Raw genomic sequence first — 25,308 nt, forward strand, 5'->3', positions numbered from 1 at the left:
GGGGCGGCCCCGGTGCCCGCCGCAACGCGGCCGGGGACCGCATACAACAGCGCGTGGGCGCGACCCCCCTGGGGGCCGCGCCCACGCGCGTGTCCGTGGCTTCCTCAGCGGCTACTTGGCCGTGGGGTCACCGTGGCACTTCTTGTACTTCTTACCCGAACCGCAGGGGCAGGGCGAGTTGCGCGCGGTGCCCGCGTACTCGTGGTCCACCGTCTCGCTGTGCCGCTCGACGCCGCCGTCCTCGCTGGGCGCGGAGTACTGGAGACGGTTCGGCTGGTCCTCACCGAAACCGGGGACCACCACGTCCCCGGCGGGCTCCGACTCCTCGGCTGGAGCGTCGGCCTCGACGGCCTCCTCGTCCTCCTCCACCGCCGTGGCGACGGCGGCCGCCCCGCTGGAGCCACCGCCCACGGCCGCGGCGGTCTGCGCGGCGGCGGAGGCGGTGATGGTCGGCTCCTCCTTCTTGCGGACCTGGACCTCGACGTTGAAGAGGTAGCCGACCGACTCCTCCTTGATCGCCTCCAGCATCTGCTGGAACATGTCGAAGCCCTCGCGCTGGAACTCGATCAGCGGGTTGCGCTGGGCCATCGCACGGAGGCCGATGCCCTCCTGGAGGTAGTCCATCTCGTAGAGGTGCTCACGCCACTTGCGGTCCATCACCTGCAGGATGACCCGGCGCTCGACCTCACGCATGGCCTCCTCGCCCAGCTCGGCCTCACGGGCGTCGTAGGCGGTGCTGGCGTCCTCGATCACCTGGGTGGCGATGAGGTCGCCGGTCAGGGTGTGCAGGTCACCGTTCTGCTCGATGAACTCGTCGACGGTGAAGCTGATCGGGTAGACCTGCTTGAACGCCCGCCAGAGCTTGTCGAGGTCCCAGTCCTCCGGGTCGCCCTGGGCGGTCTCCTCCACGACGTAGCCGCGGAGCACCTCCTGGAGCATCTCCACGACCTGGTCGCGCAGGTCCTGGCCTTCGAGCACCTTGCGGCGCTCGGCGTAGATGACCTTGCGCTGGCGGTTGAGGACCTCGTCGTACTTGAGGACGTTCTTGCGGATCTCGAAGTTCTGCGTCTCGACCTGGCCCTGGGCGGAGGCGATCGCCTTGCTCACCATGCCGGATTCGATCGGCTGGTCGTCCGGGATGTTCAGCTGGTTCATGAACGCCTCCAGACGACTGGAGTTGAACAGACGCAGCAGGTCGTCCTGGAGGGACAGGTAGAAGCGGGAGATACCCGGGTCGCCCTGACGGCCGGAGCGGCCGCGGAGCTGGTTGTCGATCCGGCGCGACTCGTGGCGCTCGGTACCGAGCACGTACAGACCGCCGGCCTCGACGACCTTCTCGTGCTCCGCCTCGAACTCGGCCTTGGCCTTCTCCAGCGCCTCCGGCCAGGCGGCCTCGTACTCCTCCGGGGTCTCCAGCGGGCTCAGGCCGCGGCTCTGGAGCTCCTCGTCGGCGAGGAAGTCGGGGTTTCCGCCCAGCATGATGTCGGTACCGCGGCCGGCCATGTTGGTGGCCACGGTGACCCCGCCGAGCTTGCCCGCACGCGCGATGATCGAGGCCTCACGGGCGTGGTTCTTCGCGTTGAGGACCTCGTGCGGGACGCCCTCGCGCTTGAGCATCCGGGAGAGGAGTTCGGACTTCTCGACGCTGGTCGTACCGACCAGGACCGGCTGCCCCTCCTCGTGGCGCTCGGCGATGTCCTCGGCCACGGCCTGGAACTTCGCGTCCTCGTGCTTGTAGACGACGTCCTTGACGTCCTCACGGATCATCGGCTTGTTGGTCGGGATGGGGACCACGCCGACGCCGTAGGTCTGGGTGAACTCCGCCGCCTCGGTCTGGGCGGTACCGGTCATGCCGGCGAGCTTCTCGTAGAGGCGGAAGTAGTTCTGGAGCGTGACCTTGGCGAGAGTCTGGTTCTCGTCCTTGATCCTGACGCGCTCCTTGGCCTCGATGGCCTGGTGCATGCCCTCGTTGTAACGGCGGCCGGCCAGGACGCGCCCGGTGAACTCGTCGACGATGAGGACCTCACCGTCATTGACGATGTACTCCTTGTCCTTGCGGTACAGCTCCTTGGCCTTGAGGGAGTTGTTGAGGAAGCTGATCAGCGGGGTGTTGACCGCCTCGTAGAGGTTGTCGATCCCGAGCCAGTCCTCGACCTTGGCCACACCGGACTCGGTGATGCCGACGGTGCGCTTCTTCTCGTCGACGTCGTAGTCGGTGTCCCTCTTCAGGCGGGGCGCGATCTTCGCGAACTCGGAGTACCAGCGCGAGTTCTGCTCGGAGGGGCCGCTGATGATCAGCGGGGTGCGCGCCTCGTCGATGAGGATGGAGTCGACCTCGTCGACCAGGGCGAAGAAGTGCTCGCGCTGGACCGTGTCCTTGAGCGAGAGCGCCATGTTGTCGCGCAGGTAGTCGAACCCGAACTCGTTGTTCGTTCCGTAGGTGATGTCGGCCTGGTAGGCCTTGCGGCGGGCCTCCGCGGTCATCTGGGGGCCGACCACACCGACCTCGAGTCCGAGGAAGTGGAAGATGCGGCCCAGGTTCTGGGCGTCGCGCCGAGCGAGGTAGTCGTTGGTCGTGATGACGTGCGCGCCCTTGCCCGCGAGGGCGTTCAGGTACACCGCGAGGCTTCCGGTCAGGGTCTTGCCCTCACCGGTCTTCATCTCGGCGATGTTGCCCAGGTGCAGAGCCGCCGCGCCCATGACCTGAACGTCGAAGGGGCGCTGTCCCAGGGTGCGTTTGGCCGCCTCGCGGACAGTCGCGAAGGCCTCGGGGAGGAGGTCGTCCAGGGACTCCCCGTCCTCGTAGCGCTCCTTGTACTCCCGGGTGAGGTCGCGCAGTTCCTCGTCGGTGAGGTCGACGTAGTCGTCCTCAAGCGCGTTGACCTGGTCCTTCAGCTTGTTGAGCCGGCGCAGGATCTTTCCTTCACCCGCGCGCAGGAGCTTGTCGAGTATGCCTGGCACTTCCTATGCGCTCCTCGCAGATCGCGGTTGGCTCCACCGTGGGCGGAGAGTCAGATCTAGGCCCGCTGACCGCTTTCCGCGGCCACGGAGATCAGGGGGACCCCTGGTCCTCGGGCCTACATCCTAGAGGACCCGGAACCGCTTCCCGTCCTCTCCGCAAACGAGCGGAACGGGTATGGATGTTCCCGCCTTTTTCATGATGTTTGTGCAGACTCGCGCATTTCTTCGGGTAGTGCAATGGGTGCAGGGGCGGTTCCGAACGGTTGTGCGCCGAATCGTGTGACCGCGGCTCCGCCGACGCGAACGTGCTCCCGGGAGGGATCACCATGCGAGCGAACAGAGGCACCGAACGAGCCGGGAGAGTCGGACGAACGTTCTCTCCGAGAACGCCGGCCGAGGTGATCGAGACGGCCGTCGAGGGCGCCCAGCGGACGTCCGTCCGTCCCGCCGCGGCGTACGACCCGGCTCTGGCGTGGGAGCAGTACCACCCGACGGCCGACGAGGAACGGGAGAACGGACGTATCCGGGGGTTCCAGCGCCAGGGCGGCACCCTGGCCCCGAGCAACGGCCACCGGGGGAGCCCGGCCTCCTGGGTCTGCGTCGCCCTCGCCGTGGCCGGCTTCTCCCTCGGCGGACTGGCGATCGCCCTGGGCGGCGCCCCGCTGCTGCTGATCCCGGGCGGGATCCTGCTGGTCGCGGCGCTCGCGGTGGCGGTGTTCTGCGACATCCTCGGCGACGTGGTGCTCGACCCGCCGCGCTACGAGTCCGAGGAACCGCACCAGACCCCGCTGCACCGCATCAAGCGGGGCCGGAAGGCGTGACGCACGACCGCGGCGGGCCGTTCGGGCCCGCCGCGGTGCGTGTTCGGCTCGGCTCCACCTCCCGTGCGGAGGAGTTCGGAGACGGGGTTCCTAGTCCACAAGCCTCAGTACGCCGTAGTTGAAGCCCTTACGGCGGTAGACGACGCTCGGGGCGTCCTTGACCTCGTCGTGGAAGAGGTAGAAGTCGTGGCCGACGAGTTCCATCTCCATCAGCGCCTGGTCGATGCTCATCGGCTTCGCCCGGTGGTACTTCTCCCGCACGATCACGGGAGTCTCCCCCTGGGTGTCGAGTTCGACGAACTCGTCGGAGAAGCGGCCGTCGAGCTCGACGCCGTTGATCTCCTCGTCCCCGCTGCGCTGGGCCGGGGGTGCCTCGGCTGTTGTCGGGGTGGATGAGGGCAGGTCTCCGGGGAGGTTGGCGGTCGCGGCCGCCACGGAGACGGGAGTGTGGTTTCCCCGATGGACCTTGCGGCGGTCCGCGGACTTGCGGAGGCGGGCCTCGATCTTGTCGACCGCGAGGTCGAGCGCACCGTGGCGGTCCGCGGACGCGGCTTCGCTCCTGATGACAGGGCCATCGGAGTGGATGGTCAGTTCAACCCGCTCGCGGACGTCGGCGAGCTTGGGGTTGCGCTCCTGGGACACCTCCACATCGACGCTCATGCCCTTGCGCTCCCACTTGGAGAGCCTGTCGAGCTTGTTCTCGACGTGCTGTCGGAACTTGTCACTCACACTGGTGCGTCGACCTTTGACGATGATGTCCATAGGACCCCCTTCATCGCGTGACCGCCGTGAAGGCGACGGCCAGGCTGGCTCTGCTCCCCTCCCTCGCCGGGGAGGGTGTGACGCGCTAGCCCCCTTCCGTCTGTGAACCGGTCGGATCCGGGTCACGGCTCGGTTGGAAGTGCGTATACCCATCAGAAGCAGGGTCATCACGCGCCCCACGGGCACGATTGATCGCGACTTCTGAACTGGGGAAAAGGACCTTCGGTCCATTTGGTACCGAACACCCGGCGGGTAGGAGGAACGGGAAACGGGCCGGGGCAGTACGGAGGGGACGGGAGGGGGCCCGCGGCCCCGGAGCATGCGCTCCGGAACCGGCGAACCCCCGCGCGTCGGTATGCCACCCGTCCGGCCGACCTGGTCTTCGTCCCCACATCCGCCTGCTGAGAGTGTCGCCGCTCTTATCCGCGACTACTGCTCTTCTCCCTGTCATGAGGGACATCGGGACCCTCCGCGGGGCAGGACTTACCTCTAAGGCGCACCGTGATCGGTCGACGAAAAGTCGCCTTACGTGGGCCGTTTCGCCTGCGCCTGGCATCGGCTTGCCGGAGTCGCTCCCCGGTGTTCCCGGGAGCTTCAAGAATCCGGCGCAACCACGGACCCGGACGGGTGCCATACCTGGACCGTAACCTGTCCCGGCGCGGATGTCAGGTAGCGGACGGGCGCCCAACTGCCCGAGAAGCGTCGCAAACCCTTGCGAACATGCATCTTTCGCCTCTTCAGGGGGGTTCGTAAAACCTTCGTTCCGACCTCGCGCCCGGGAACGGAGACAGTCGGTTCCGGGTCCCGGACCGTTCGGCCAGCACCAGGGCGCCCACCACCCTGGCCCCTTCCTCGCGCAGCGCACGGGTCGCCTCCGCGACCGTGGCACCGGTGGTGAGCACGTCGTCCACGACGACCACCCTGCGCCCGTGCAGGCCCCGCCGAGCCGCCCCCGAGCCACCGCCCTGACCGTCCCCGCCCGGGCCCGGGGGCAACCGGACGACGGTGAAGACCCCCGCCCGGTTGGCCAGTCGCTCCGCGCGCCCCAACCCGACCTGTCGGCGCGTCCTGCACCGGTAGCCCAGCAGCGGAACCACCCCGCCCGTCGACGCGACGCCCGCACGGTGCGCGCAGGACAACGCCAGACGGGTGACGGGGCTGTGCCGGGACGAGGACCCCCCGCGCCCCGGGACCGGTACCAACAGCGTGTCCGGCCCCGCCCACCCAGAGGCGTGGTAGGCGGCGGCCAGCCGCTCCCCCAGGTGGTCCGCCAAGCGTCCGTCCCCGTGTTCCTTGTAGGCGAGCAGGACCCTGCGGTTGTGCCCGGCGTAGGGGCCGGCGGCCCAGGCCGGCGGGCAGCGCTCACGCGGGGCGCACGGGTGCGGTCTGCGCTCCAGAACCGTCCGGCAGCGGGCGCACAGGGGCCCTTCCGGGCTCGCGCACCCCGCGCAGGCGTGCGGCAGCAGCAGTTCGAGGAGGGGGTCGAGCAGGCCGTTCAGGAGGCGTCGCACCGGGGAGAGCACACCGTGGGGCCGCCTGCGGAGAGCACCGGTCCGTTGGTCCATGGTTCCAGGATCGACCGCCGCGGCCGTCCCCGCCAGTGCCGCCGCCCGCCTGTGGAAAACCCGGCGCGCCCTCCCCCGCCCCTGCGGGGAGGGCGCGCCGGGCCCGGGGTCAGCCCGGGTAGGTGGGCGAGCTGCCCTCCACCACGACCTGCCAGTTCAGGGGGTCGTTGGACGCCCAGACGTTGCCGTCGTCGGAGCCGGCGAGCAGGGGCTGTCCGGGGGCTCCGGTGATGGTGACCGTACCCGCGCCCGGAGCTCCGGCGCTGGCTGCGGGCGTACCTCCGTCCAGGGCGACGAACAGCGCCTGCTGGGTGCCGCCGTCACGGCTGCCCAGGACGACCAGTTGGTCGCTCGAACGCCAGGAGATACCGGTGACTTCGTCCAGTTCCTGCTGCGCCAGGGGGATGAAGCCGCCCACCGAGACCTGGCCGTCCTCACCCTCCACGACTCGGCCGACCTGGAGCAGGCGTTCCCCGTCCCGTTCGGTGACCACGGCGGCCCGGGAGCCGTCCCGGGAGATCCTGAAGTGCACCAGGGTGTGCCCCCGCAGCCCCGTCACCTGGGCCTCGACCACCTCGTCCCCGTCACGCAGCAGCCACAGCGCGGTGTCCTCCGGGGCTGGCGAGCGCGTACCCCCGGCGCCGTCGGGCTGGACGGCGTCCGGCTCCGGGGCTCCCTCGTCATCCGGGTCCTCCTCCGGGTCCGGGCCCTCGATCTCCTCGACCACCCAGAGGTTGCCGTTCACGTCCCAGGACAGATCGGTGAACACCCCGTCGGCGAGGACCTCCCTGGTCTCCGCTCCGGGGCTGGTGAAACTGGTGACGACCTCCCCGCCGCCCAGGGTGACACCGGCGACGGTGCTCTCGTCGAGCGAGACCGCGAACCGGTCCAGCTGGACGTCTCCGGCTCCGAGGGGGCCCGGGACCCGCTCGGCGTCCTCGAAGGTGTCCGGCTCCCAGTCGGAGGCGGACCACAGCTGGCCCTCGTGCGTGAAGTAGGCGTGCACGTCCGGGGACATGGCGCCGGGGCTCACCCGGGCCCAGAAGTCGCTGCCCGGGCGCGGCCGGTCGGAGCTCTCCCCGTCCGCCTGGGGGAAGCCGACCTCCTCGCCGTTGATCCGGAGCGTGAACTCCTGGATCTCGGGAAGCTGCCGCAGAGTCCAGGCGATCTGCGCGCCCATGCTGTACTCGTCCGCGTCGGTCGGGCCCATGACGCTGATCACGACCCGTTCGGAGTCGACCTCGACCTCGGGCACGAGCCCCTCGGGGAAGGAGGACGTCACCGCCGGGTCCAACCAGTCGGTGGGCCCCAAGGCGAGTTTGCGCAGGAGGCGGTCGGCGAGCTGGTCGGTACTCACCGGCAGGTAGACCGGATCCGGGACCAGGGCCGTCCCGTCCGGGTTGAAGTAGTAGAGGTTGAACGGGCGGTAGGTGCGCTCGACGTCCAACCGGCTGAGGATGATCTCCTCGGGCAGGTCCTGGATCCGCCACTCGCCTTCGGGGTCGCCCCCCTCGCGGGCCAGGGTGAAGGTCTCCTCGAGCACGGTTCCGGTGTCGGCCGGGACGTACTTGCCGCTCTCGTCGATGCTGGCGACCTCGTTGCTGAGCAGCCGCACCGTGGCGGTGAGGCCGTCGGCGGAGACCTCGGACTCGAGGTTCACCGCGTCCAGGTCGGCGAAGACCTGAACGGAGCCGTCCGGGGACCAGTTCTCGCTCATCTCGGGGAGCATGTAGCTGCGGGCGGCCTTGTGGTCGTCCTCGAAACTGCCCATGTCCTGGAGAAAACCGTTGATCAGGCCCTCGGGCTCCACCCCGGGCTGGGGTCCGGCGGGCAGGAGCCGTACGTAGCTGCCGTAGGGGTCACCCGAGGTGTCCCCGCCCTCACCGGGGATGACGGGGCCGGTCATGGGAACGCTCGCGCAGGCGCCCAGAGACACGCAGGCGAGTGCGCCCGCGGCCATGGTGCTCGCCGCCCGCCTCCATCGTCCCGGGCTCGCCACGTCGCTCACAGGGCCTCCTCCTCGTCGGCTCCGGGTCGTTCCCTCTCCGGACTCCGGGTCTCCGGCACACCGTTCGCGCCGTCCTTGTCGCCCAGAGACGCGAAGTTGCGCCCCAGGGCGATCTCCGGAGGAACCAGCGGCAGCGGGGACCCCCGCAGCTCGGCCCCGGAGCGCCGCGGCAGGGACAGGCGGAACTGCGAGCCCTGACCGGGCATCCCCCAGGCCTGGAGCCAACCCCCGTGCAGGGCGGCGTCCTCCTTGGCGATGGACAGGCCCAGGCCGGTGCCGCCGGTGGTGCGCACCCGGGAGTAGTCGGCCCGCCAGAAGCGGTCGAAGCACAGGTGCTCCTCCCCCTCCTTGAGCCCCACGCCGTAGTCGCGCACCGCCACGGCGATCGCGTCGCGGTCGCCGGCCGCCGCGACCACCACGTCGCGCCCCTCGCTGTGTTCGATGGCGTTCACCACCAGGTTGCGCAGGATGCGGTTGATCCGCCGGGTGTCGAACTCGGCGACGCAGGGCTCCGCGGGCAGGCGCAGGATGACCTTGATACCGCGCCGCTCCGCGATCTGTTCGGCGTCGCCGACGGCCTTCATCACCGAGTCCCGGACGTCCGTGGGCTCGGTGCCCAGAGTGGCGGCCCCCGCGTCGTGGCGGCTGATCTCCAGCAGGTCGGACAGGAGCTCCTCGAAGCGTTCGACCTGGCTCTGGAGCAGTTCGACGGAGCGCCGGTGCGAGGTATCGAGCTCCTCGCGGTCGTCGAAGAGCAGGTCCCCGGCCATCCGGATGGTGGTGAGCGGGGTGCGGAGCTCGTGCGAGACGTCGGAGACGAACTGGCGCTGGAGCTTGGACAGCTCCTCCAGTTCCTGGATCTTCTCCTGCAGGTTGCCCGCCATGTCGTTGAAGGACATGGCGAGCCGGGCGAGGTCGTCCTCGCCGTGCACGGTCATCCGCTCGGTGAGATCGCCCGAGGCCAGGCGTTCAGCCGACTGCGCGGCGGAACGCACGGGGGTGACCACCAGGCGGGTGATCATGAACGCGATGAGCCCGAGCAGGATGACCAGCAGGATCGCGACCAGGGCGACCGTGCCCTGGACCAGGTCCAGGATCTCCTGCTCGTGCTGGAGCGGGAAGATGTAGTAGAGCTCGTAGGCGTGGGTGAGCTGAGCACCCACGACCAGGGCCGGCTCGACCGAACCGTCGTCCATGTCGATGCGCGTGTACGTGTGGTACTGCTGATCGAGCACCTCGGACTGGCGGACCTGCTCCACGAGCCTGGGCGGAACGTCGCCCTCACCGGTGGCCCAGCCGAGTTCGTCGCTCACCGACGGCAGGATGAACACGCTGTAGAGCCCGGTGTCACCGCTGCGGCTGGTCAGCTCACTCGCGATGTTGTTCAGGAGCCTGTTGCGGTCGCCGACCTCGTTCTCGCGCAGTTCGAGGAGCGCGTAGTTGAGGCCGGCGCGGTGGTCGTTGACCGCGGCCTCGGTCTTGGCCTCCAACAGGCCCCCGCGCACCTCGGAGATCAGCACGTATCCCAGCCCGGCCATCACCAGCAGGGAGAGGACCAGGGTCGTGCTGATGACCCGCAGGTGCAGCGAACGGCGCCAGTTGGTGTGCACCACGCGTACCAGGGCCCGGGCCGCCCGTTGGGCGAGCAGGTAGGCCCGGGTCAGACCGGTGTTGTTGTCACGCCAGCCGCCCCCGGTCTCGGGCAGGCCGGAGGGAGGGGCAGACCGCTCCCCCTCGGGTTCGGCCCTGCGCCCCTCCTCGGGTTCGGACGCGGTCATGTGGGTCCCGGCCAGGTCAGGCGGTACCGGCCTTGTAGCCGACGCCGCGGACGGTCACGACGACCTCGGGGTGCTCCGGGTCCTTCTCGATCTTGGCGCGCAGGCGCTGCACGTGCACGTTGACCAGGCGCGTGTCAGCGGCGTGGCGGTAGCCCCAGACCTGCTCCAGCAGGACCTCGCGGGTGAAGACCTGGCGCGGCTTGCGGGCCAGGGCGACCAGGAGATCGAACTCCAGCGGGGTGAGGCTGATCTGCTCGCCGTCGCGGCGCACCGCGTGTCCGGCGACGTCGATGGTGATGTCGCCGATCTGGAGGACCTCGGGCGCGGGCTCCTCCGTGCGGCGCAGCCGCACGCGCACTCGGGCCACGAGCTCCTTGGGCTTGAAGGGCTTGACGATGTAGTCGTCGGCCCCGGACTCCAGACCGAGGACGACGTCGACGGTGTCGCTCTTGGCGGTGAGCATGACGATGGGAACCCCGGACTCGGCGCGGATCTGACGGCACACGTCGATCCCGTCGGCCCCGGGCAGCATCAGGTCGAGGAGGACCAGGTCGGGCTTGGTCTCGTGGAAGGCCTCCAGAGCCTTGTCCCCGTCGTGGACGAACGAGGGCTCGAACCCTTCACCCCGCAGCACGATGCCCAGCATCTCGGCGAGGGCGAGGTCGTCATCGACAACCAGTACACGTCCCTTCATCGGTGTGTCCGGCACCGGGTTGTCCACCGCCTCACGGGCGGGGATCCGCGGCGCCTACTCCTCTCTCCTGGAACACTCAAACGGCGTCAGTGGTCGGTGCCCGTGTCCCCCGGGCGGGGAACGGCGTCCGGCCTCCCCCAACCTTGCCAGCTTCGGACGCGGTTGGAAGAGCGGTCCGCGGTGTTGGGCCCTTTTGGACCGTTTTCGGTCGCCGGCGGTGTCGTCCCTGGCCAGGAAGGCCCAGAAAGCTTCGTGACTTGGCCGGTTGGTAACAGAAAGCATACAAAAGGAATGAAGTGCGTCGGTTGTCGTGGGACACACTCCAACACCGCCGAGGCGCGGTGGAACCGGCCGGTAGGTTGGTTCCCGACAGGTCAGAATTGGCGCGAAAACGATCGCGCGGAGTAACCGAATCCCACGGAGGGCGGGGCAGATGAGCCAGGAGGACGGCCACCGGGAGACTCCGGAGGGCAGCCCGGAGGGCCAGGGGACACCCGAGTCCGGAGGCGCTCCCGGGGCCGGCGGCTGGGCCGCACCCGGCCAGGGGGCCTCCGCCGAACCGCCTCGGGAGGGCCACGCGCCCCCGCCCTCCGGTCACGGACCGCCGCCGGAACACGGCGCTCCCGGACAAGGCGCACCCCCCGGTCACGGACCTCAGCAGGGGTACGGACCGCCTCCCGGATACGGGCCCCAGCAGGGGTACGGACCGCAACCCGGCTACGGCGCCCCGGGCCAGGCGGCCCCCGGCTACCCCGGCCCCGGCCAGGGCGTCCCTCCCGGTTACGGGCCCCAGCAAGGGTATGGACCGCCGCAGGGGTACGGACCGCCTCCCGGATACGGGCCCCAGCAGGGGTACGGACCGCCTCCCGGATACGGACCCCAGCAGGGGTACGGGCCCGCGGCCCACGGTCCGCGACCGCAGGCCGTCAAACCCGGTGTGGTCGCGCTCCGGCCGATGACGCTCGGCGACATCTTCAACGGCGCGTTCAGCTACGTCCGCAACAACCCGAGGACCACCGTCGGGCTGGCCCTGCTCGTCATGGCGATCGCGTCCGTGCTCAGCACCGTCTCCGCGACCTGGCTGACGAACGACTACGTCACGACCATCGACGAGATCATGGCGGACCCGTACGCGGTCGACCCCGAGGACCCGCTCTTCAACACCTCCCCGATGGTCACCCTGCTCGGGTTCGTCGGGGACCTGCTCCTCCTCGTCGGCGGGGCCGTCCTGCTCGGCCTGCTCGCCGCGGTCGTCGGCATGTCAGTGCTCGGCTACCGGCTCACCATGGGGCAGGCGTGGCAGGCCGTACGCGGACGGGTCGGCGCGATCATCGGCCTGGCCTTCATCAAACTGGGCATCCAGGTGGTCATCGGGGTCATCGCCTTCGTCGTCCTGTTCGTCGCGCTCATCCTCGGCTTCGCCATCGCCTTCGGCGCCAACGAACCGGGGGCGGGCGTGGCCGTCGGCTTCCTGGTCGTGCTGGTCGGCTGTGCCCTCGTCGGAGTCCCGGCCCTGTGGATCTGGATCCGGCTCTACTACGCCATGCCCCTGGTCGTTCTCGAACGGCTCGGTCCGGGCCGGGCCATGGCCAGGTCCTGGCGGCTCTCCCAGCAGAACTGGTGGCGGACGCTGGGCTACTGGCTGCTGGCCCTGCTGATCGTGCTGGTGGTGAACATGGTCCTGGCCATGCCGTTCGGCTTCCTCGCCGGCGTCATCAGCACCCTCGGCGGGGACGCGGTGTGGGCGCCGGTCCTGGCGGGCGTGATCACCTACGTGGTCACCGTCCTGATCTACGCCATCACCCAGCCCTTCCTCGCCGGAGTGAACACCCTGCTCTACATCGACCTGCGCATGCGCCGCGAGGGCCTGGACCTCAAGCTGCACCAGGCCGCACAGCGGGGCGAGGCGGTCGGCCCGGAGATCTACCTTCCGGAGTACCGCACGTGAGCCCCCCGCACTCGGCTCCCCTGGAAGTCACCCGGGAGGAGGGGCGGCGGCGTGCGATCGAGGAGTTGTCCGACCCGCTCTACGGGGACCACGAACCGTCCCTGATCGACCGGTTCCTCAACTGGCTGGGCGAACTGCTGGACCGACTGGCCGTCGCGGGCGAGGGAGTCATCCCGGGCGGCTGGCTCCTCGCCGGCGTCCTGCTGGTGGTTCTGGCCCTGGTGGTCGGCCTGATCTTCTACCTGCGCCCCTCCCGGAACCGCCGGGCCGAGGTGTCGGTGCACCAGGACGAGGCCCGGACCGCCGCCGACCACCGCGCGGCGGCGGACCGGAGCGAGGCCGCGGGCGACTTCGCCGCGGCGGTGACCGAGCGCCTGCGCGCGATCAGCGTGGACCTGGAGGAACGGGCCGTCATCGGCCCCCGGGCCGGACGGACCGCCACCGAGCTCGCCGCCGAAGCAGCCCGGACCCTGCCGGGCGAGGCGGCCGGCCTGCACAAGGGGGCCGAGATCTTCAACGACGTGGCCTACGGCGACCGGGTCGCGACCGCGGAATCCGCCCGCACCCTGCGTGAGCTGGACGTGCGGCTGGCCGCGGCACGCCCGGTCGTACCCGAGTCCCCGACCCATGACGAAGGGCGACGATGACGACCACCGCGCCGCCCGAACACCCACCGGCCGGCTCAGCGCCGGGCTCCGCCGCCGGACGCCTGTGGCGGGCCGGCCGGGCGCCCGCCGCCGTGATCGGCCTGCTGGTCGCGGTGTCGGTCCTGCTGTCACTGGGCAGCGAACAGTTCCCCTCCGGTCACCTGGAGCCCGGGAGCCCCGAACCCGACGGGGCACGGGCGCTGGTGCGGCTGCTCGACGAGGATTCCGACCTCACCGTCGCCCGTACCTCGGAGGCGGCGGTGCGGGCCGTGGAACGGTCGGGGGAGGACACCGTGCTGGTGGTCCTGCTGGACCACCGGCTGCTCCCCGAGGAGCTGGACACCCTGGCCGGACTGGGGTCCGACACCGTCCTGGTGCGGCCCTCCCTGCGTTCCCTCGCGGCTTTCGCGCCCGGAGCGGACATGACCGGCCGGGTCGACGACGAACGCACCCTCGAACCCGGGTGCGCGCTGCCCGCCGCGGCCTCGGCGGGGGACGCCGGGGTCACCGGTGAGCTCTACACGGCCGGGAACGGGGTCGAGGCCCTGGGCTGTTATCCGGCCGCTGACGGCTCCGGGCTGCTCCAGGTGGCCGCACCCGACGGCTCCACCACGACGGTGCTGGGCACCGGGGACCCGCTCACCAACCGCGAGCTGGACTCCGCGGGCAACGCCGCCCTGGCGCTGAACCTGCTCTCCGCCGAGGACGTGGTGTGGTTGCGCCCGGACGTGCCCGAGGAGGTCGGGAGCGCCACCCTGTGGGAGCTCGTGCCCGCGGGCGTGCGCTGGTCCCTGGCCCCCCTGGCGCTGACCCTGCTGCTGTTCGCCCTCTGGCGCGGGCGGCGGATGGGCGCGCTGGTCCCGGAGTCGCTCCCCGCCCTGGTCCGGGCTTCGGAGACCACCGAGGGCCGTGCCGGGCTGTACCAGTCACGCAAGGCGCGCGACCGCGCGGCCTCGGCCCTGCGCAACGGGTTCCTGGAGCGTTCGGTGCCCAAGCTGGGTCTGCGCACCGACTCCGGTCCGGATTCGGTGGTGGCCGCGGCCGCCGCCCGGAGCGGAGAGGACCCCCAGGACCTGTGGCGGCTCCTGTACCCGTCCCAACCGGACCCGTACACGGCGGACGACGAGGCGATGCTGCGGCTCGCCGACGAGCTCGACCGGCTCTCCGGGAGGCTGCGGTGAACCCGGAGGCCGGAGCGGGGCCGGAGGCAGACGCGGCTCCGGTCCCCGGCCGCGCCCCCCGCAGACGAGAACCGACCACTGAGGTATCGAGAGAGGTAGACGGCACGTGAGCGCCTTCACACCCGAGGCACTGCCATCCGCCGACGAGGCCCGGGCGGCGCTGACCGCCCTGCGCCGCGAGGTGGCCAAGGCGGTCGTGGGCCAGGACGAGACGGTGACCGGCCTGGTCGTGGCACTGCTGTGCCGCGGCCACGTACTGATGGAGGGCGTGCCCGGTGTCGCCAAGACACTGCTCGTGCGCACGGTCTCGCAGGCCCTGTCACTGGACCACAAAAGGGTGCAGTTCACCCCTGACCTGATGCCGGGTGACGTGACGGGTTCGCTCGTCTACGACCAGCACACGGCGAAGTTCGAGTTCATGAAGGGCCCGGTCTTCACCAACCTGCTGCTGGCCGACGAGATCAACCGGACCCCGCCCAAGACCCAGGCCTCGCTGCTGGAGGCCATGGAGGAACGTCAGGTCACCGTGGAGGGGCGCCCGGTCGCCCTCCCGGACCCGTTCATGGTCGCGGCCACCCAGAACCCCGTCGAGTACGAGGGCACCTACCCGCTGCCCGAGGCCCAGCTGGACCGGTTCCTGCTGAAGGTGACGGTCCCGTTGCCCGAACGCGCCGCCGAGGTGGACATGCTGGGCCGCCACGCCGCCGGCTTCGACCCGGGCGACCTGGCGGCCGCCGGTGTGGGCGCGGTGGCGGGCGCCGCCGAGTTGCAGGCGGCCCGGGACGCGGTGGCGCAGGTGCGGATCGCACCCGAGGTGCTCGGCTACATCGTGGACCTGTGCCGGGCCACCCGCCGGTCACCCTCCCTCCAGCTGGGCGCCTCACCCCGCGGTGCGACGGCGCTGCTGCGCACGAGCCGGGCGTGGGCGTGGCTGTCCGGCCGCGACTACGTGACGCCCGACGACGTGAAGGCCCTGGCCAAGGGCACCCTGCGGCACCGGATCGGGCTGCGCCCGGAGGCCGAGTTGGAGGGGGCCACCACCGACGGGATCCTGGACGGTGTGCTGGCCTCCGTCCAGGTGCCGCGCTGATGGTGGTCACCGGCCGGGCCGCGCTGCTCGCGCTCCTCGCGACGGGCGCGGTGGCGATCTCCGGTCAGATCGGCGCGACCGTCGCCTACGTCTGCGTGGGCCTGGTGGTGCTGCTGGTCGCGTCGGACGTGGTGCTGGCGACCGGGCCGAAGCGGATGCGCCTGTCCCGTGAGGGCGACACCTCGCTGCGGCTGGGCGAGAGTGCCGGGGTGTACGTGACGGTGGCCAACCCGACCGGGCGCCGGCTGCGCGGCTCGGTACGGGACGCCTGGCCGCCGAGTGCGCACGCCGCCCCCGGGTCCCAACCCCTGCGGGTGGGCCCCGGCGAGCGCCGCCGGGTCCGGACCGCACTCACCCCGACGCGGCGCGGTGACGCCCGCTCCGCTGGGGTGACGGTGCGCAGCATCGGCCCTCTGGGGCTGGCCGGACGGCAGCGCACGCTCACCGTCCCGTGGACCGTGCGGACGCTGCCGCCGTTCCACAGCCGCAGGCACCTGCCCGGCAAGCTGTCGCGGCTGCGTGAGCTGGAAGGGCAGCACACGGCGATGGTGCGCGGTCAGGGCAGTGAGTTCGACTCCCTGCGCGACTACGTGCCCGGCGACGACGTGCGCTCCATCGACTGGCGCGCGACCGCGCGCAACGACGGCGTGGTGGTGCGGACCTGGCGGCCCGAGCGGGACCGGCGGATCCTCGTCGTGCTGGACACCGGCCGCACCTCGGCCGGGCGGGTGGGGGACACCCCGCGCCTGGACCACGCCATGGACGCCGCGCTGCTGTTGACGGCGCTGGCGGGCCGGGCGGGTGACCGGGTGGACTTCATGGCCTACGACCGGAGGGTGCGCGCCCAGGTGAGGGCCTCGGGCAGGGGAAGCCAGGTACACCGCGTGGTGGAGGCCATGGCTCCACTGGAGGCCGAACTGGTGGAGTCGGACCCGGCGGGGCTGGTGAGCTCGGTGATGGCCCAGGGGCGGGCCCGCAGGCTCGTGGTGCTGCTGACCGACCTCAACGCCACCTCCCTGGAGGAGGGGTTGTTGCCGAGGCTTCCGGTGCTGTCCTCGCGCCACCTGCTGATGGTGGCGGCGGTCAAGGACCCGAAGGTGGAGGAGATGGCGGCGGAACGGGGCAGCACCGAGGCGCTGTACCGGGCCGCCTCCGCCGAGCGCACGCTCAGCGAACGGCACCGGATCAGCGCCGAACTGCGCCGCATGGGCGCGGAGGTGGTGGACGCGGCACCGGACCGCATCGCCCCGGCCCTGGCCGACGCCTACATCAACCTCAAGGCCCAGGGCCGGTTGTAGCACCGGCTTCCCGAAGGGGGCGCCCTCCGTCGGAGGGTGCCCCCTTCGGGCACTATGGGGGCATGGCCTCTCCCCCGACGCCCGGCCCCACACCGCGGACGACGCCCGGGGCGCCGTGTACGGGCAACTGCTCCAGGTACACGACATCCGCGGCGGCGTCACCGTGAACGCGCCGTCCCCGGCACCCGCCCAGGTCGCTGACGTGTCCCGGGCTCCGGGCGCGGTACCTAACCGGCCACCGGGACGGCCGCGGGGGCGTTCTCGATGTCGCCGGTCTCGCCCTCCTGGTGGGCCTTCCTACCCACGGTGAACACGTAGGCGAAGAACAGGGCCTCGGCGACCACGCCGATGCCGATCGCCAGCCAGGTGTTGGTGATCCACCCGGTGACCAGGCCCTCGATGAGGCCCGAGACGAACAGCACCGCCACCAGGCCCAGGGCCACGGCTACGGCCGCGCGGGCCTCCTCGCCCAGGGCGCGCAGACGGGTCCGCGGCCCCGGGGAGACCAGCGTCCAGCCGAGCTTCAACCCCACTCCCCCGGCCACGAACACGGCGGTCAGCTCCAACAGGCCGTGCGGGAGGATCAGCGCGAAGAACACGTCCCCGCGGTCGAGCGAGAACATCATGCCCGCGGCCATCCCCAGGTTGACCGCGTTGAGGAACAGCACACCGAGCGTCGGCAGGCCGAAGGCCACCCCGAAGATGATCGCCTGCGCCGCCACCCAGGCGTTGTTGGTCCACACCTGGGCCGCGAACGACCCCGGGGGGTTCTCGACGTAGTAGTTGGCGAAGTCGTGCTCGACGTAGCGCGCGATGGACTCCGGGGTGCCCAGTGCGGCCAGGACGTCGGGGTTGGTGGCGATCCACACCCCGGTCACCGTCGACACCGTGAGGGTTCCCACCGTGACGCCGATCCACCACCAGCGCAGCCGGTACAGCACCGCCGGGAACACGCTGGTGAAGAACCCCGCGAAGTCGGCCCACGAGGAGGCGTGCGAGCCGGTGACCGCGGACCGGGCGCGGGCCACCTGAGAGGACAACCGGCCCGCCAGTACCGGGTCCTGTCCCGAGGCGCGGACCACCGACAGGTGGGTCGACACCCGCTGGTAGAGCTCGACGAGTTCGTCGACCTCCTCACCTGTGAGCGAACGGCGCCTGCGCACCAGTTCGTCCAGCCGTTCCCACTCCCGGGCGTGCGCCGCGGCGAACACGTCGATATCCACGCACTGGACACTACTGGATCCGGGCCCCGGGGCAGCGACGGGTGCTAACGCACTCCTCCGCTGGCAGGTAGTGTCAAAGCGACGGTTTCAGACACCCGGTAAGGGAGCGTGCGCTGGTGTCCTATCCCGGTGGCGGCCAGGCCCGTGACGACGTGTACGGCGTGACGCCGCTGGTCACGGGGGACGCGGTGGTCCTCGAACTACGCCCGGCCGGGTTCGCCACACGCACGGCGTCGATCGCCATCGACTTCCTGGCACAGGTCATCGCCCTGATCGCCATGGCCGTCGTCGTCTCCTGGATCGGGGTGAGCGTCGACCCTGCCGCGACCGCCGCGATCTCGCTCGCCGGTTCGATCCTGATCATGGTCGGCTACCCCGCCGCGTTCGAGTCGGTCTCGCGCGGGCACTCCCTGGGCAAGCTGGCCCTGGGGCTGCGGGTGGTCGGAACCGACGGCTCGCCCGAACGCTTCCGCCAGGCGCTGGGGCGGGCGCTCGCCGGGTTCGTGGAGCTCTGGCTGACCTTCGGCGTGGTCGCCCTGATCACCTCGATGCTCAACCGGGACGGTCGGCGGATCGGGGACTTCGTGGCCGGGACCATGGTGGTGGAGGAGCGCTCCGGCGGACGCCGCGACCCGGTCGTCCCGATGCCGCCGCACCTGGCCGCCTGGGCGGCGGGCACCGAACTCTCACGCCTGTCCCCGGAGACCGCGAACGCCGCCCGCCAGTACGTGCTGCGCTACGGCGAGCTCGCCGAGCACACCCGGCACGAGATGGGGGCCCAACTGGCCGACGCGGTGGCCGCGCAGGTCAGCCCGCCCCCGCCGGCCGGCACCACCCCGCCGTACTTCCTCGCCGCCGTGCTCGCCGAGCGCCGCCGCCGCAGCATGGAGGCCATGGGCCAGGGGCCGGGGCAGACGCAGGACCCGGGCCGGGCCCAGGGGTTCCACCAGCACCGGGCTCCGCAGTGGAACGACCCGTACCGGGGCCCGGCCCGCTGACCGGGCCCGCTCAGGGGCGCCAGGAGTTCAGGTAATCCTCCTGACCTGGGGTGAGGACGTCGATCCCCACGCCCAGGGAGGCGAGTTCGAGCCGGGCGACCTCGTTGTCGGTCTCCTCCGGAACATCCACCACCCCCGGTGCGAGCGCGCCGTGTTCGCGGGCCAGCCACTCGGTGGTGAGCGCCTGCACCGCGAACGACATGTCCATGACGGCCGCCGGGTGGCCCTCCGCGGCGCCCAGGTTCACCAGGCGCCCCTCGGACAGCAACAGGAGCCTGCGCCCGTCGGCGAACACGTACTCGTCGGCCTGTTCGCGTACGCCGCGGTCGACCGCGACGGACAACGAGTCCAGGGCGTTGAGGTCGATCTCCAGGTCGAAGTGGCCCGAGTTGGCCAGGATCGCGCCGTCCCGCATCACCGCCAGGTGCTCGCGGCGGATGACGTCACGGTTGCCGGTGGCGGTGACGAACACGTCCCCGGCCGCTGCCGCGGTGTCCATCGTCGCGACGGTGTACCCCTGCATCACGGCGTCCAGCGCCTTGACCGGGTCCACCTCGGTGACGACCACGTTCGAGCCCATGCCCCGGAACCGTTCCGCCAGGCCGCGCCCGCAGTAGCCGAACCCGGCCACGACGACCGTCCGGCCGGCGAGCAGTGTGTTCGTGGCGCGCAGGATCCCGTCCACGGTCGACTGCCCGGTGCCGTAGCGGTTGTCGAACATCCGCTTGGTACGGGTGTCGTTGACCGCGACCATCGGCAGCCGGAGCTCGCCCTCCGCGCTCATCCTGCGCAGCCGGATGACCCCCGTGGTGGTCTGCTCACAGCCGCCCAGCACACCCTCCAGCAGTTCGGGACGGTCCGCGTGGGCCGTGTTGACCAGGTCGCAGCCGTCGTCCAGCAGCAGGTGCGGACGCGCCTCCAGGACGGTGACCAGGTTGCGGTCGTAGGCGGCGGTGTCCATCCCCGCCCAGGCGTGCACGGCCACCCCGTACTCGGTGACCAGCGCTGCAGCGGTGTCGTCCTGGGTCGAGAGCGGGTTGGAGGCGGCCAGCCACACCTGGGCCCCGCCGGCGCGCAGGACGCGGAGCAGGTTGGCGGTTTCGGCGGTCACGTGCAGGCAGGCGGCCACCCGGAGGCCGTCCAGCGGCCGCTGCTGGGCGAACCTCTCCCGGACGCTGCGCAGCACGGGCATGGAGCGTTCGGCCCATGCCACCCGGCGGACCCCGGCCCCGGCCAGGCCGAGGTCCGCCACCTCATGCGAGGGGAGTGTCATCTGTGAACGGACTCGCCCCTAGTAGCGGTAGTGGTCGGGCTTGTACGGCCCGGCCACGTCCACGCCGATGTAGGCGGCCTGCTCCTTGGTGAGCTCGGTCAGCCTGGCGCCGAGCGCGTCCAGGTGCAGACGCGCGACCTTCTCGTCGAGGATCTTCGGCAGCGTGTACACGTCGGTCGGGTACTCGTCGGGCTTGGTGAACAGCTCGATCTGCGCGATGACCTGGTTGGTGAAGCTGTTGGACATCACGAAGCTGGGGTGGCCGGTGGCGTTGCCCAGGTTGAGCAGGCGGCCCTCGGAGAGCACCAGGACGGACTTGCCGTTCTCCTGGGTCCACTCGTGCACCTGCGGCTTGATCTCCTTCTTCCTGATCCCGGGGACCTTCGCCAGACCGGCCATGTCGATCTCGTTGTCGAAGTGGCCGACGTTGCCGACGATCGCCTGGTGCTTCATCCGCAGGATCTGGTCGGCCATGATCACGTTGAAGTTGCCGGTGGTGGTGATGAAGATGTCACCGGTCTCCAGCACGTCCTCCAGGGTGGCGACCTGGAACCCGTCCATGGCCGCCTGGAGGGCGTTGATCGGGTCGATCTCGGTCACGATGACGCGGGCGCCCTGGCCGCGCAGCGCCTCGGCCGAACCCTTGCCGACGTCGCCGTAACCGCAGACCACGGCGACCTTGCCGCCGATGAGGACGTCGGTGGCGCGCATGATGCCGTCCGGCAGCGAGTGGCGGATGCCGTACTTGTTGTCGAACTTGCTCTTGGTGACCGAGTCGTTGACGTTGATCGCCGGGAAGGACAGGCTGCCGTCACGCTGCATCTCGTACAGGCGGAGCACACCGGTGGTGGTCTCCTCGGTGACGCCCTGGATGCCCTGGGCGATCTTCGTCCACTTGCCGGAGTCCTTCTTCAGGCTCTCCTGGAGCAGGCTCAGGACGACCGAGAACTCCTCGCTGTCAGCGGTGGAGGGGTCCGGCACGGCCCCCGCCCCCTCGAACTCGGCGCCCTTGTGGACGAGCATGGTGGCGTCGCCACCGTCGTCCAGGATCATGTTGGGGCCCTCGGTGCCCGGCCAGGTCAGCGCCTGCTCCGTGCACCACCAGTACTCCTCCAGCGTCTCGCCCTTCCAGGCGAAGACCGGGACGCCCCGGGGGTCGTCCACGGTGCCGTCGGGGCCGACCACGACGGCGGCCGCGGCGTGGTCCTGGGTGGAGAAGATGTTGCAGCTCACCCAGCGGACCTCGGCGCCCAGCGCGACGAGGGTCTCGATGAGGACGGCGGTCTGCACGGTCATGTGCAGCGAACCCATGATGCGGGCGCCCGAGAGGGGCTTGCTGTCGCCGAACTCGGCGCGGGTGGCCATGAGGCCGGGCATCTCGTGCTCGGCGAGGCGGATCTCGTCGCGGCCGAACTCGGCCAGGGAGAGATCTGCGACCTTGAAGTCGAATGCCATGCGTTCCTCACTCGTCAAGTCGTGGTTGCGACCCGATTCTAGGCCCGCGCCCGCCTCTGGGGCACAAAGCTCACACGCGGATGTCAGGTTTGCTCGGTATGGCGTCGGGTGTGGGTTAGGGTCCGTGCATGGCCGCCCTCGACGACGACCCCGCAGCGCCCGGACCCGACCCTTCCCCGGTCCCCATCTCCGTGGCCGCCGAACGGGTCGGCAGCACCGCTCGCATGCTGCGCTACCGCGAGGGCCTGGGCCTCCTCCCCCGCACCCAGGAACAGCCCACCGGCCGGGGACACCGGCACCGCCGCTTCACCGAAGAGGACCTGGAGACGATCGCGGGCGGGCTGGAGCTGGAACGCGAGTTCGACATCCCGCCCGCCGCGCTGGCCTTCGCCCTGCGCGTGCTCGCCGAACCCGAGGTGCTGGCCCGGGTGCGCGCGCACGGTGAACGCCTGGGCAGGCTGGCCGCGGCCCCCGCCCGGGCCCTGGACTTCGAGAAGGAGAAGGCGATGCGGTTGCTGTACTCCCGCCGCCCCGGCGACAGGACGCGCACCGACCGCTCCGGTTGACCCGGGGCCGTGGCCGCCACCGGACACCCAGACCAACCGTTCGGCATGTTTTGGCAAACAGCCCACGGGCTACGGAGAGACCGTGGACAGCCAACTCGGCGACACGGTCCGGGAGTCCCTCCCCGGTCGCGTGCGCGAAGACCTCAGGGACGTCGACCGCCTGCGGGAGGTCTGGGCGGAGCAACGCCACAACCAGCCCCCGGACGCGCGCGGGGCCGCGCGGCGGGCGCTGACGCACGCCCGCGTCCTGGAGTGGGGAGGCGACAGCGCCCTCACCGACCTGCTGTTGACAGGTGCTGACGTGTCCGGGGATCCGATGACCGGGCCCCGCGTCGCCGCGCTGGCGGAGCGGGTCGCCGAACTCCCCGAGGGCTACGCGCTGCGACCGCTCCGGACCACCCTGCCCGACGAGTACACCCTCGAACTGTCCCGGGCCGCCGCGGCCCCGGCCCATCCAGTGGTCCGAGCCGCGCACACCTACGCCGAGTGCGTGCGGATCCTGGCCGAGGCCTCCGGGGAGGAGCCCGACGGGGCCGGGCCGCCCTGGGTACTGCCGTGGGTCCTGGCCTCACACGTGCTCCAACGCGCCGACCTCCCCCCGCTGCTCCTCGATCCGCGCACGCCTCCGCCCGGGACAGGCTCCGGGCAGGATCCGGCGGAGCGGCTCGCGGTCCTGACCGCCCACTTCGCGCGGCTGGTCACCGGGGCCCTGCGCGGTGAACTCGGCTGGCACCCGGGGGCGGTGCCCACTGCGGGGACGCCGGTTCCTCCGCTGGCCGCCGTGACGCGCCGTCGCATCCTGGAGTACGTGCGGTCCCGGCGGGGGCCGGTGGCCCTCATCCTCCGCGCCCTGGACCCCCGGGCGAGCGCCACGGTGTCCTCGGGGGACGAGGGGGGCCCGATGGGCGCACGCGGGTCGCGCGCGACCGACCGCCTGCTGTTCACCCCGGGCGCCGCCCACTGGTGGACGTGTCTGGAGCTGGTGGCGGGTGAGGCGTCGCTGTCCCTGTACGTGGTGGTGCAGGACGTGGGCAGCCCGCCCTCGGGCGTGCTGGCGGTGACCGCGAACGCACGCCTGGTCACCTCGGAGGGGGTCCGGGAGACGCTGGAGATGTCCGGGACCGACAGCGTCACCGTGATGCCCACGGACTGCGTGGACGACCGCTGGCCCCAGGTGCGCGACCTGGTCGACGAGGCGGTGTCCCGCTCCATGAACGAACTCACCCGCGTCTGACCTCCCGGGCCGGGCCCGGGCTCCCGGTCATCGGCTGAGGAACAGGATCAGCAGGAGTAGCAGCAGGATGATGATGGTGATCAGCACCGCCGGGATCACCCAGCCCTGCTGGAGCACCGAGTCCTGTCCGCCGGTCCGGTAACGGGCGGCGTGCGGGGCGTAGGTCTGGTTGGGGTTCACCGCGCCCGTCATCATCGGGTTGGCGCCCTGGTGCACGGCGTGCGGCTGCTGCGGGTGGCCCGGCATCCCGGGCCGGGGGTTGGACGTGCCCGGCTGCGCGCCGAACCCGCCGTGCCGCGGGTCCGAGTTCCCCGGGTGGCCCATCTGGCCGGGGCGGGGGTTGGACACACCCGGGTTGGCCATCGGGTTGGGGTTGGACGCTCCGGGACCGCCGTAGGGGTTCGGCGCCCCGGGGCCCTGGCCGAGGCGCGGGTCGGAGACGCCCGGCGGGTAGCCCATCCCGGGCTGACCCCCGGTGGGCGGGTACTGCGGCCCCTGCGGGTGCACGGGCGGCAGCTGGTTGCCGTTGAGCAGCCCGGTCTGGGCGACTCGCTCACCCTGCTCGAACGGGTCGGCGGACTCCGGGGACCCGACCGGGCCGTCGTGGCCGAGCAGCCGCATCAGCAGCGTCTGGGCGTTGGGACGCTTCTCCGGGTCCTTGTCCAGGCAGGACTCGACGACCGGCCGCAGCGCCTCGTCGATCTCCTCCAGGTCGGGCGGTGCGCTGACCACGCGGTGCACCACGGCCGGGACGGTGTCGGAGCCGAAGGGCGCACGGCCGGTGGAGGCGAACGCGATCACGCAACCCCAGGCGAAGATGTCGCACTTGTCGGTGATCCCGCGCCCCTCGATCTGCTCGGGCGCCATGTAGGAGGGCGTTCCGACGATCGAGTTGGTCATGGTGGCCGTGCCGTCGTCGACCCGGGCGATGCCGAAGTCGATCACGCGCGGGCCGTCCGGGCCGATCAGGACGTTTCCGGGTTTGAAGTCGCGGTGGACGATCCCCGCCCGGTGGATGGCGACGAGCGCGGTGGCGGTGGAGACGGCCAGCCTCTGGAGGGCGGAGCCGCGCACCACCCGGCCCTTGGCGACGGTCTCCTGCAGGTCCTTGCCCGGGACGAACTCGCTGACCACGTAGGGCGGATCGCTGTCGAGCTGGGCCTCGATGATCGCGGCGGTACAGAAGGAGGCGACCTTCTGGGCCGCGCGGACCTCCTTCTCGAACCGTCTGCGCAGGTCGGCATCGGCCGACCACTGGTCGTTGAGGACCTTGACCGCGTACTCGTCGCCGGCGGAGTCCTCGGCGAGGTAGACGACCCCCTGGCCACCCTTTCCCAGACGTCCGGTCACGCTGTAGTCACCGAACGATGAGGGGTCGCTCGGCAGTAGCGATTCGGGACCGGGCATCGGTGTCCTCCAGGGAGGTCGTCGTGGGCGGGGAGCGCAGGATCAGGGTACGGGCAGGCGACGCCGGGTACGGTCGCGTGCGACCCCGGCCCCCGGAGGGACCCTTGACCCGGGCGTACCCCCTCTGACTACCGCGGCGGGGAGAACGTTCCACCCCCCGCCCCACCTTTTTCCGTCCTCAGGAGATTTTCCGCGCCTCGTCGACCAGCAGGACCGGGATCCCGTCGCGGATCGGGTAGGCCAGACCGCTCTCGTCACAGACCAGTTCGTCGGTCTCCGGGTCGTGGCGCAGCGGGGCCTGGCTCTGCGGGCAGGCCAGGATCTCCAGCAGCCAGCCGTCGATCTTCGTGCTCATGCTTCTCGTTCCTCGTGTGATGGCCGGGCCTCGTGTGATGGCCG

20 protein-coding genes are annotated in these 25,308 nt (G+C 71.1%); 9 read left to right on the forward strand and 11 right to left on the reverse strand.

Annotated elements, in window-relative coordinates:
• Positions 1-111: 111 nt before the first annotated feature.
• On the reverse strand, positions 112-2,961 hold the full coding sequence (secA, locus tag IE195_RS05820; protein ID WP_191268344.1) for a preprotein translocase subunit SecA: 2,850 nt from the start codon (positions 2,959-2,961) through the stop codon (positions 112-114).
• Between the two features lie 398 nt (positions 2,962-3,359).
• Between secA and IE195_RS05825 the strand changes: the two genes are divergently transcribed.
• Complete coding sequence (locus IE195_RS05825) at positions 3,360-3,782, forward strand: hypothetical protein (protein WP_308428405.1); 423 nt, start codon at positions 3,360-3,362, stop codon at positions 3,780-3,782.
• Between the two features lie 90 nt (positions 3,783-3,872).
• Here the strand turns inward: IE195_RS05825 and hpf are convergent, their stop codons facing one another.
• From hpf to mtrA, 5 genes are all read right to left on the reverse strand, one after another.
• A complete protein-coding gene (hpf, locus tag IE195_RS05830; protein ID WP_191268346.1) occupies positions 3,873-4,544 on the reverse strand; it encodes a ribosome hibernation-promoting factor, HPF/YfiA family in 672 nt (223 codons plus the stop codon).
• Positions 4,545-5,281: 737 nt separating this feature from the next.
• Positions 5,282-6,109 carry a ComF family protein gene (locus tag IE195_RS05835; RefSeq protein WP_191268347.1) on the reverse strand — a complete coding sequence of 276 codons (828 nt, stop codon included), beginning with the start codon at positions 6,107-6,109 and terminating at the stop codon, positions 5,282-5,284.
• 109 nt (positions 6,110-6,218) lie between these two features.
• Entirely contained in the window at positions 6,219-8,069 is a 1,851-nt protein-coding gene (locus IE195_RS05840; RefSeq protein ID WP_191269003.1) for an LpqB family beta-propeller domain-containing protein, read from the reverse strand.
• A 44-nt stretch (positions 8,070-8,113) separates the two neighbouring features.
• Positions 8,114-9,895: an MtrAB system histidine kinase MtrB gene (gene mtrB / locus IE195_RS05845; protein ID WP_191268348.1), complete on the reverse strand. Its 1,782-nt coding sequence runs from the start codon at positions 9,893-9,895 to the stop codon at positions 8,114-8,116.
• Positions 9,896-9,911: 16 nt separating this feature from the next.
• Positions 9,912-10,589: an MtrAB system response regulator MtrA gene (gene mtrA, locus IE195_RS05850; RefSeq protein WP_191268349.1), complete on the reverse strand. Its 678-nt coding sequence runs from the start codon at positions 10,587-10,589 to the stop codon at positions 9,912-9,914.
• Positions 10,590-11,526: 937 nt separating this feature from the next.
• Between mtrA and IE195_RS05855 the strand changes: the two genes are divergently transcribed.
• From IE195_RS05855 to IE195_RS05875, 5 genes are all read left to right on the forward strand, one after another.
• Positions 11,527-12,537, forward strand: a complete 1,011-nt coding sequence (locus IE195_RS05855) for a DUF7847 domain-containing protein (protein ID WP_229826095.1) — start codon at positions 11,527-11,529, stop codon at positions 12,535-12,537.
• Entirely contained in the window at positions 12,534-13,184 is a 651-nt protein-coding gene (locus tag IE195_RS05860; RefSeq protein WP_191268351.1) for a DUF4129 domain-containing protein, read from the forward strand. The genes IE195_RS05855 and IE195_RS05860 overlap by 4 nt, the downstream gene beginning before the upstream one ends.
• Positions 13,181-14,365 (forward strand): DUF4350 domain-containing protein, encoded by a 1,185-nt coding sequence (locus tag IE195_RS05865; protein WP_191268352.1) that lies wholly within the window; start codon positions 13,181-13,183, stop codon positions 14,363-14,365. The genes IE195_RS05860 and IE195_RS05865 overlap by 4 nt, the downstream gene beginning before the upstream one ends.
• A 106-nt stretch (positions 14,366-14,471) precedes the next feature.
• Positions 14,472-15,455, forward strand: a complete 984-nt coding sequence (locus tag IE195_RS05870) for an AAA family ATPase (RefSeq protein ID WP_191268353.1) — start codon at positions 14,472-14,474, stop codon at positions 15,453-15,455.
• Positions 15,455-16,753 (forward strand): DUF58 domain-containing protein, encoded by a 1,299-nt coding sequence (locus tag IE195_RS05875; RefSeq protein WP_191268354.1) that lies wholly within the window; start codon positions 15,455-15,457, stop codon positions 16,751-16,753. The genes IE195_RS05870 and IE195_RS05875 overlap by 1 nt, the downstream gene beginning before the upstream one ends.
• A 227-nt stretch (positions 16,754-16,980) precedes the next feature.
• Here the strand turns inward: IE195_RS05875 and IE195_RS05880 are convergent, their stop codons facing one another.
• Positions 16,981-17,976 (reverse strand): stage II sporulation protein M, encoded by a 996-nt coding sequence (locus IE195_RS05880; RefSeq protein ID WP_191268355.1) that lies wholly within the window; start codon positions 17,974-17,976, stop codon positions 16,981-16,983.
• A gap of 116 nt (positions 17,977-18,092) precedes the next feature.
• On the opposite strand from IE195_RS05880, the gene IE195_RS05885 reads away from it, so the two are divergent.
• On the forward strand, positions 18,093-18,974 hold the full coding sequence (locus IE195_RS05885) for an RDD family protein (protein WP_191268356.1): 882 nt from the start codon (positions 18,093-18,095) through the stop codon (positions 18,972-18,974).
• Positions 18,975-18,984: 10 nt separating this feature from the next.
• Here IE195_RS05885 and ahcY (IE195_RS05890) read toward each other — a convergent pair whose 3' ends face one another.
• The gene (gene ahcY / locus IE195_RS05890) at positions 18,985-20,247 is read right to left on the reverse strand and encodes an adenosylhomocysteinase (RefSeq protein ID WP_191268357.1); all 1,263 of its coding nucleotides are present in this window, start codon (positions 20,245-20,247) and stop codon (positions 18,985-18,987) included.
• A gap of 18 nt (positions 20,248-20,265) precedes the next feature.
• Positions 20,266-21,702 carry an adenosylhomocysteinase gene (gene ahcY, locus IE195_RS05895; RefSeq protein ID WP_191268358.1) on the reverse strand — a complete coding sequence of 479 codons (1,437 nt, stop codon included), beginning with the start codon at positions 21,700-21,702 and terminating at the stop codon, positions 20,266-20,268.
• A gap of 128 nt (positions 21,703-21,830) precedes the next feature.
• Here ahcY (IE195_RS05895) and IE195_RS05900 point away from each other — a divergent pair, with 128 nt between their 5' ends.
• Together IE195_RS05900 and IE195_RS05905 are read left to right on the forward strand one after the other, a co-directional pair.
• Positions 21,831-22,268, forward strand: a complete 438-nt coding sequence (locus IE195_RS05900; protein ID WP_191268359.1) for a MerR family transcriptional regulator — start codon at positions 21,831-21,833, stop codon at positions 22,266-22,268.
• An 82-nt stretch (positions 22,269-22,350) separates the two neighbouring features.
• On the forward strand, positions 22,351-23,502 hold the full coding sequence (locus IE195_RS05905) for a hypothetical protein (RefSeq protein WP_191268360.1): 1,152 nt from the start codon (positions 22,351-22,353) through the stop codon (positions 23,500-23,502).
• Between the two features lie 27 nt (positions 23,503-23,529).
• Here IE195_RS05905 and IE195_RS05910 read toward each other — a convergent pair whose 3' ends face one another.
• Entirely contained in the window at positions 23,530-24,909 is a 1,380-nt protein-coding gene (locus IE195_RS05910; protein WP_191268361.1) for a serine/threonine protein kinase, read from the reverse strand.
• A 178-nt stretch (positions 24,910-25,087) separates the two neighbouring features.
• The gene (locus tag IE195_RS05915; RefSeq protein ID WP_014911237.1) at positions 25,088-25,264 is read right to left on the reverse strand and encodes a Trm112 family protein; all 177 of its coding nucleotides are present in this window, start codon (positions 25,262-25,264) and stop codon (positions 25,088-25,090) included.
• Between the last annotated feature and the right edge of the window lie 44 nt (positions 25,265-25,308).

This window comes from Nocardiopsis terrae (assembly GCF_014651695.1).
Lineage (GTDB): Bacteria > Actinomycetota > Actinomycetes > Streptosporangiales > Streptosporangiaceae > Nocardiopsis > Nocardiopsis terrae.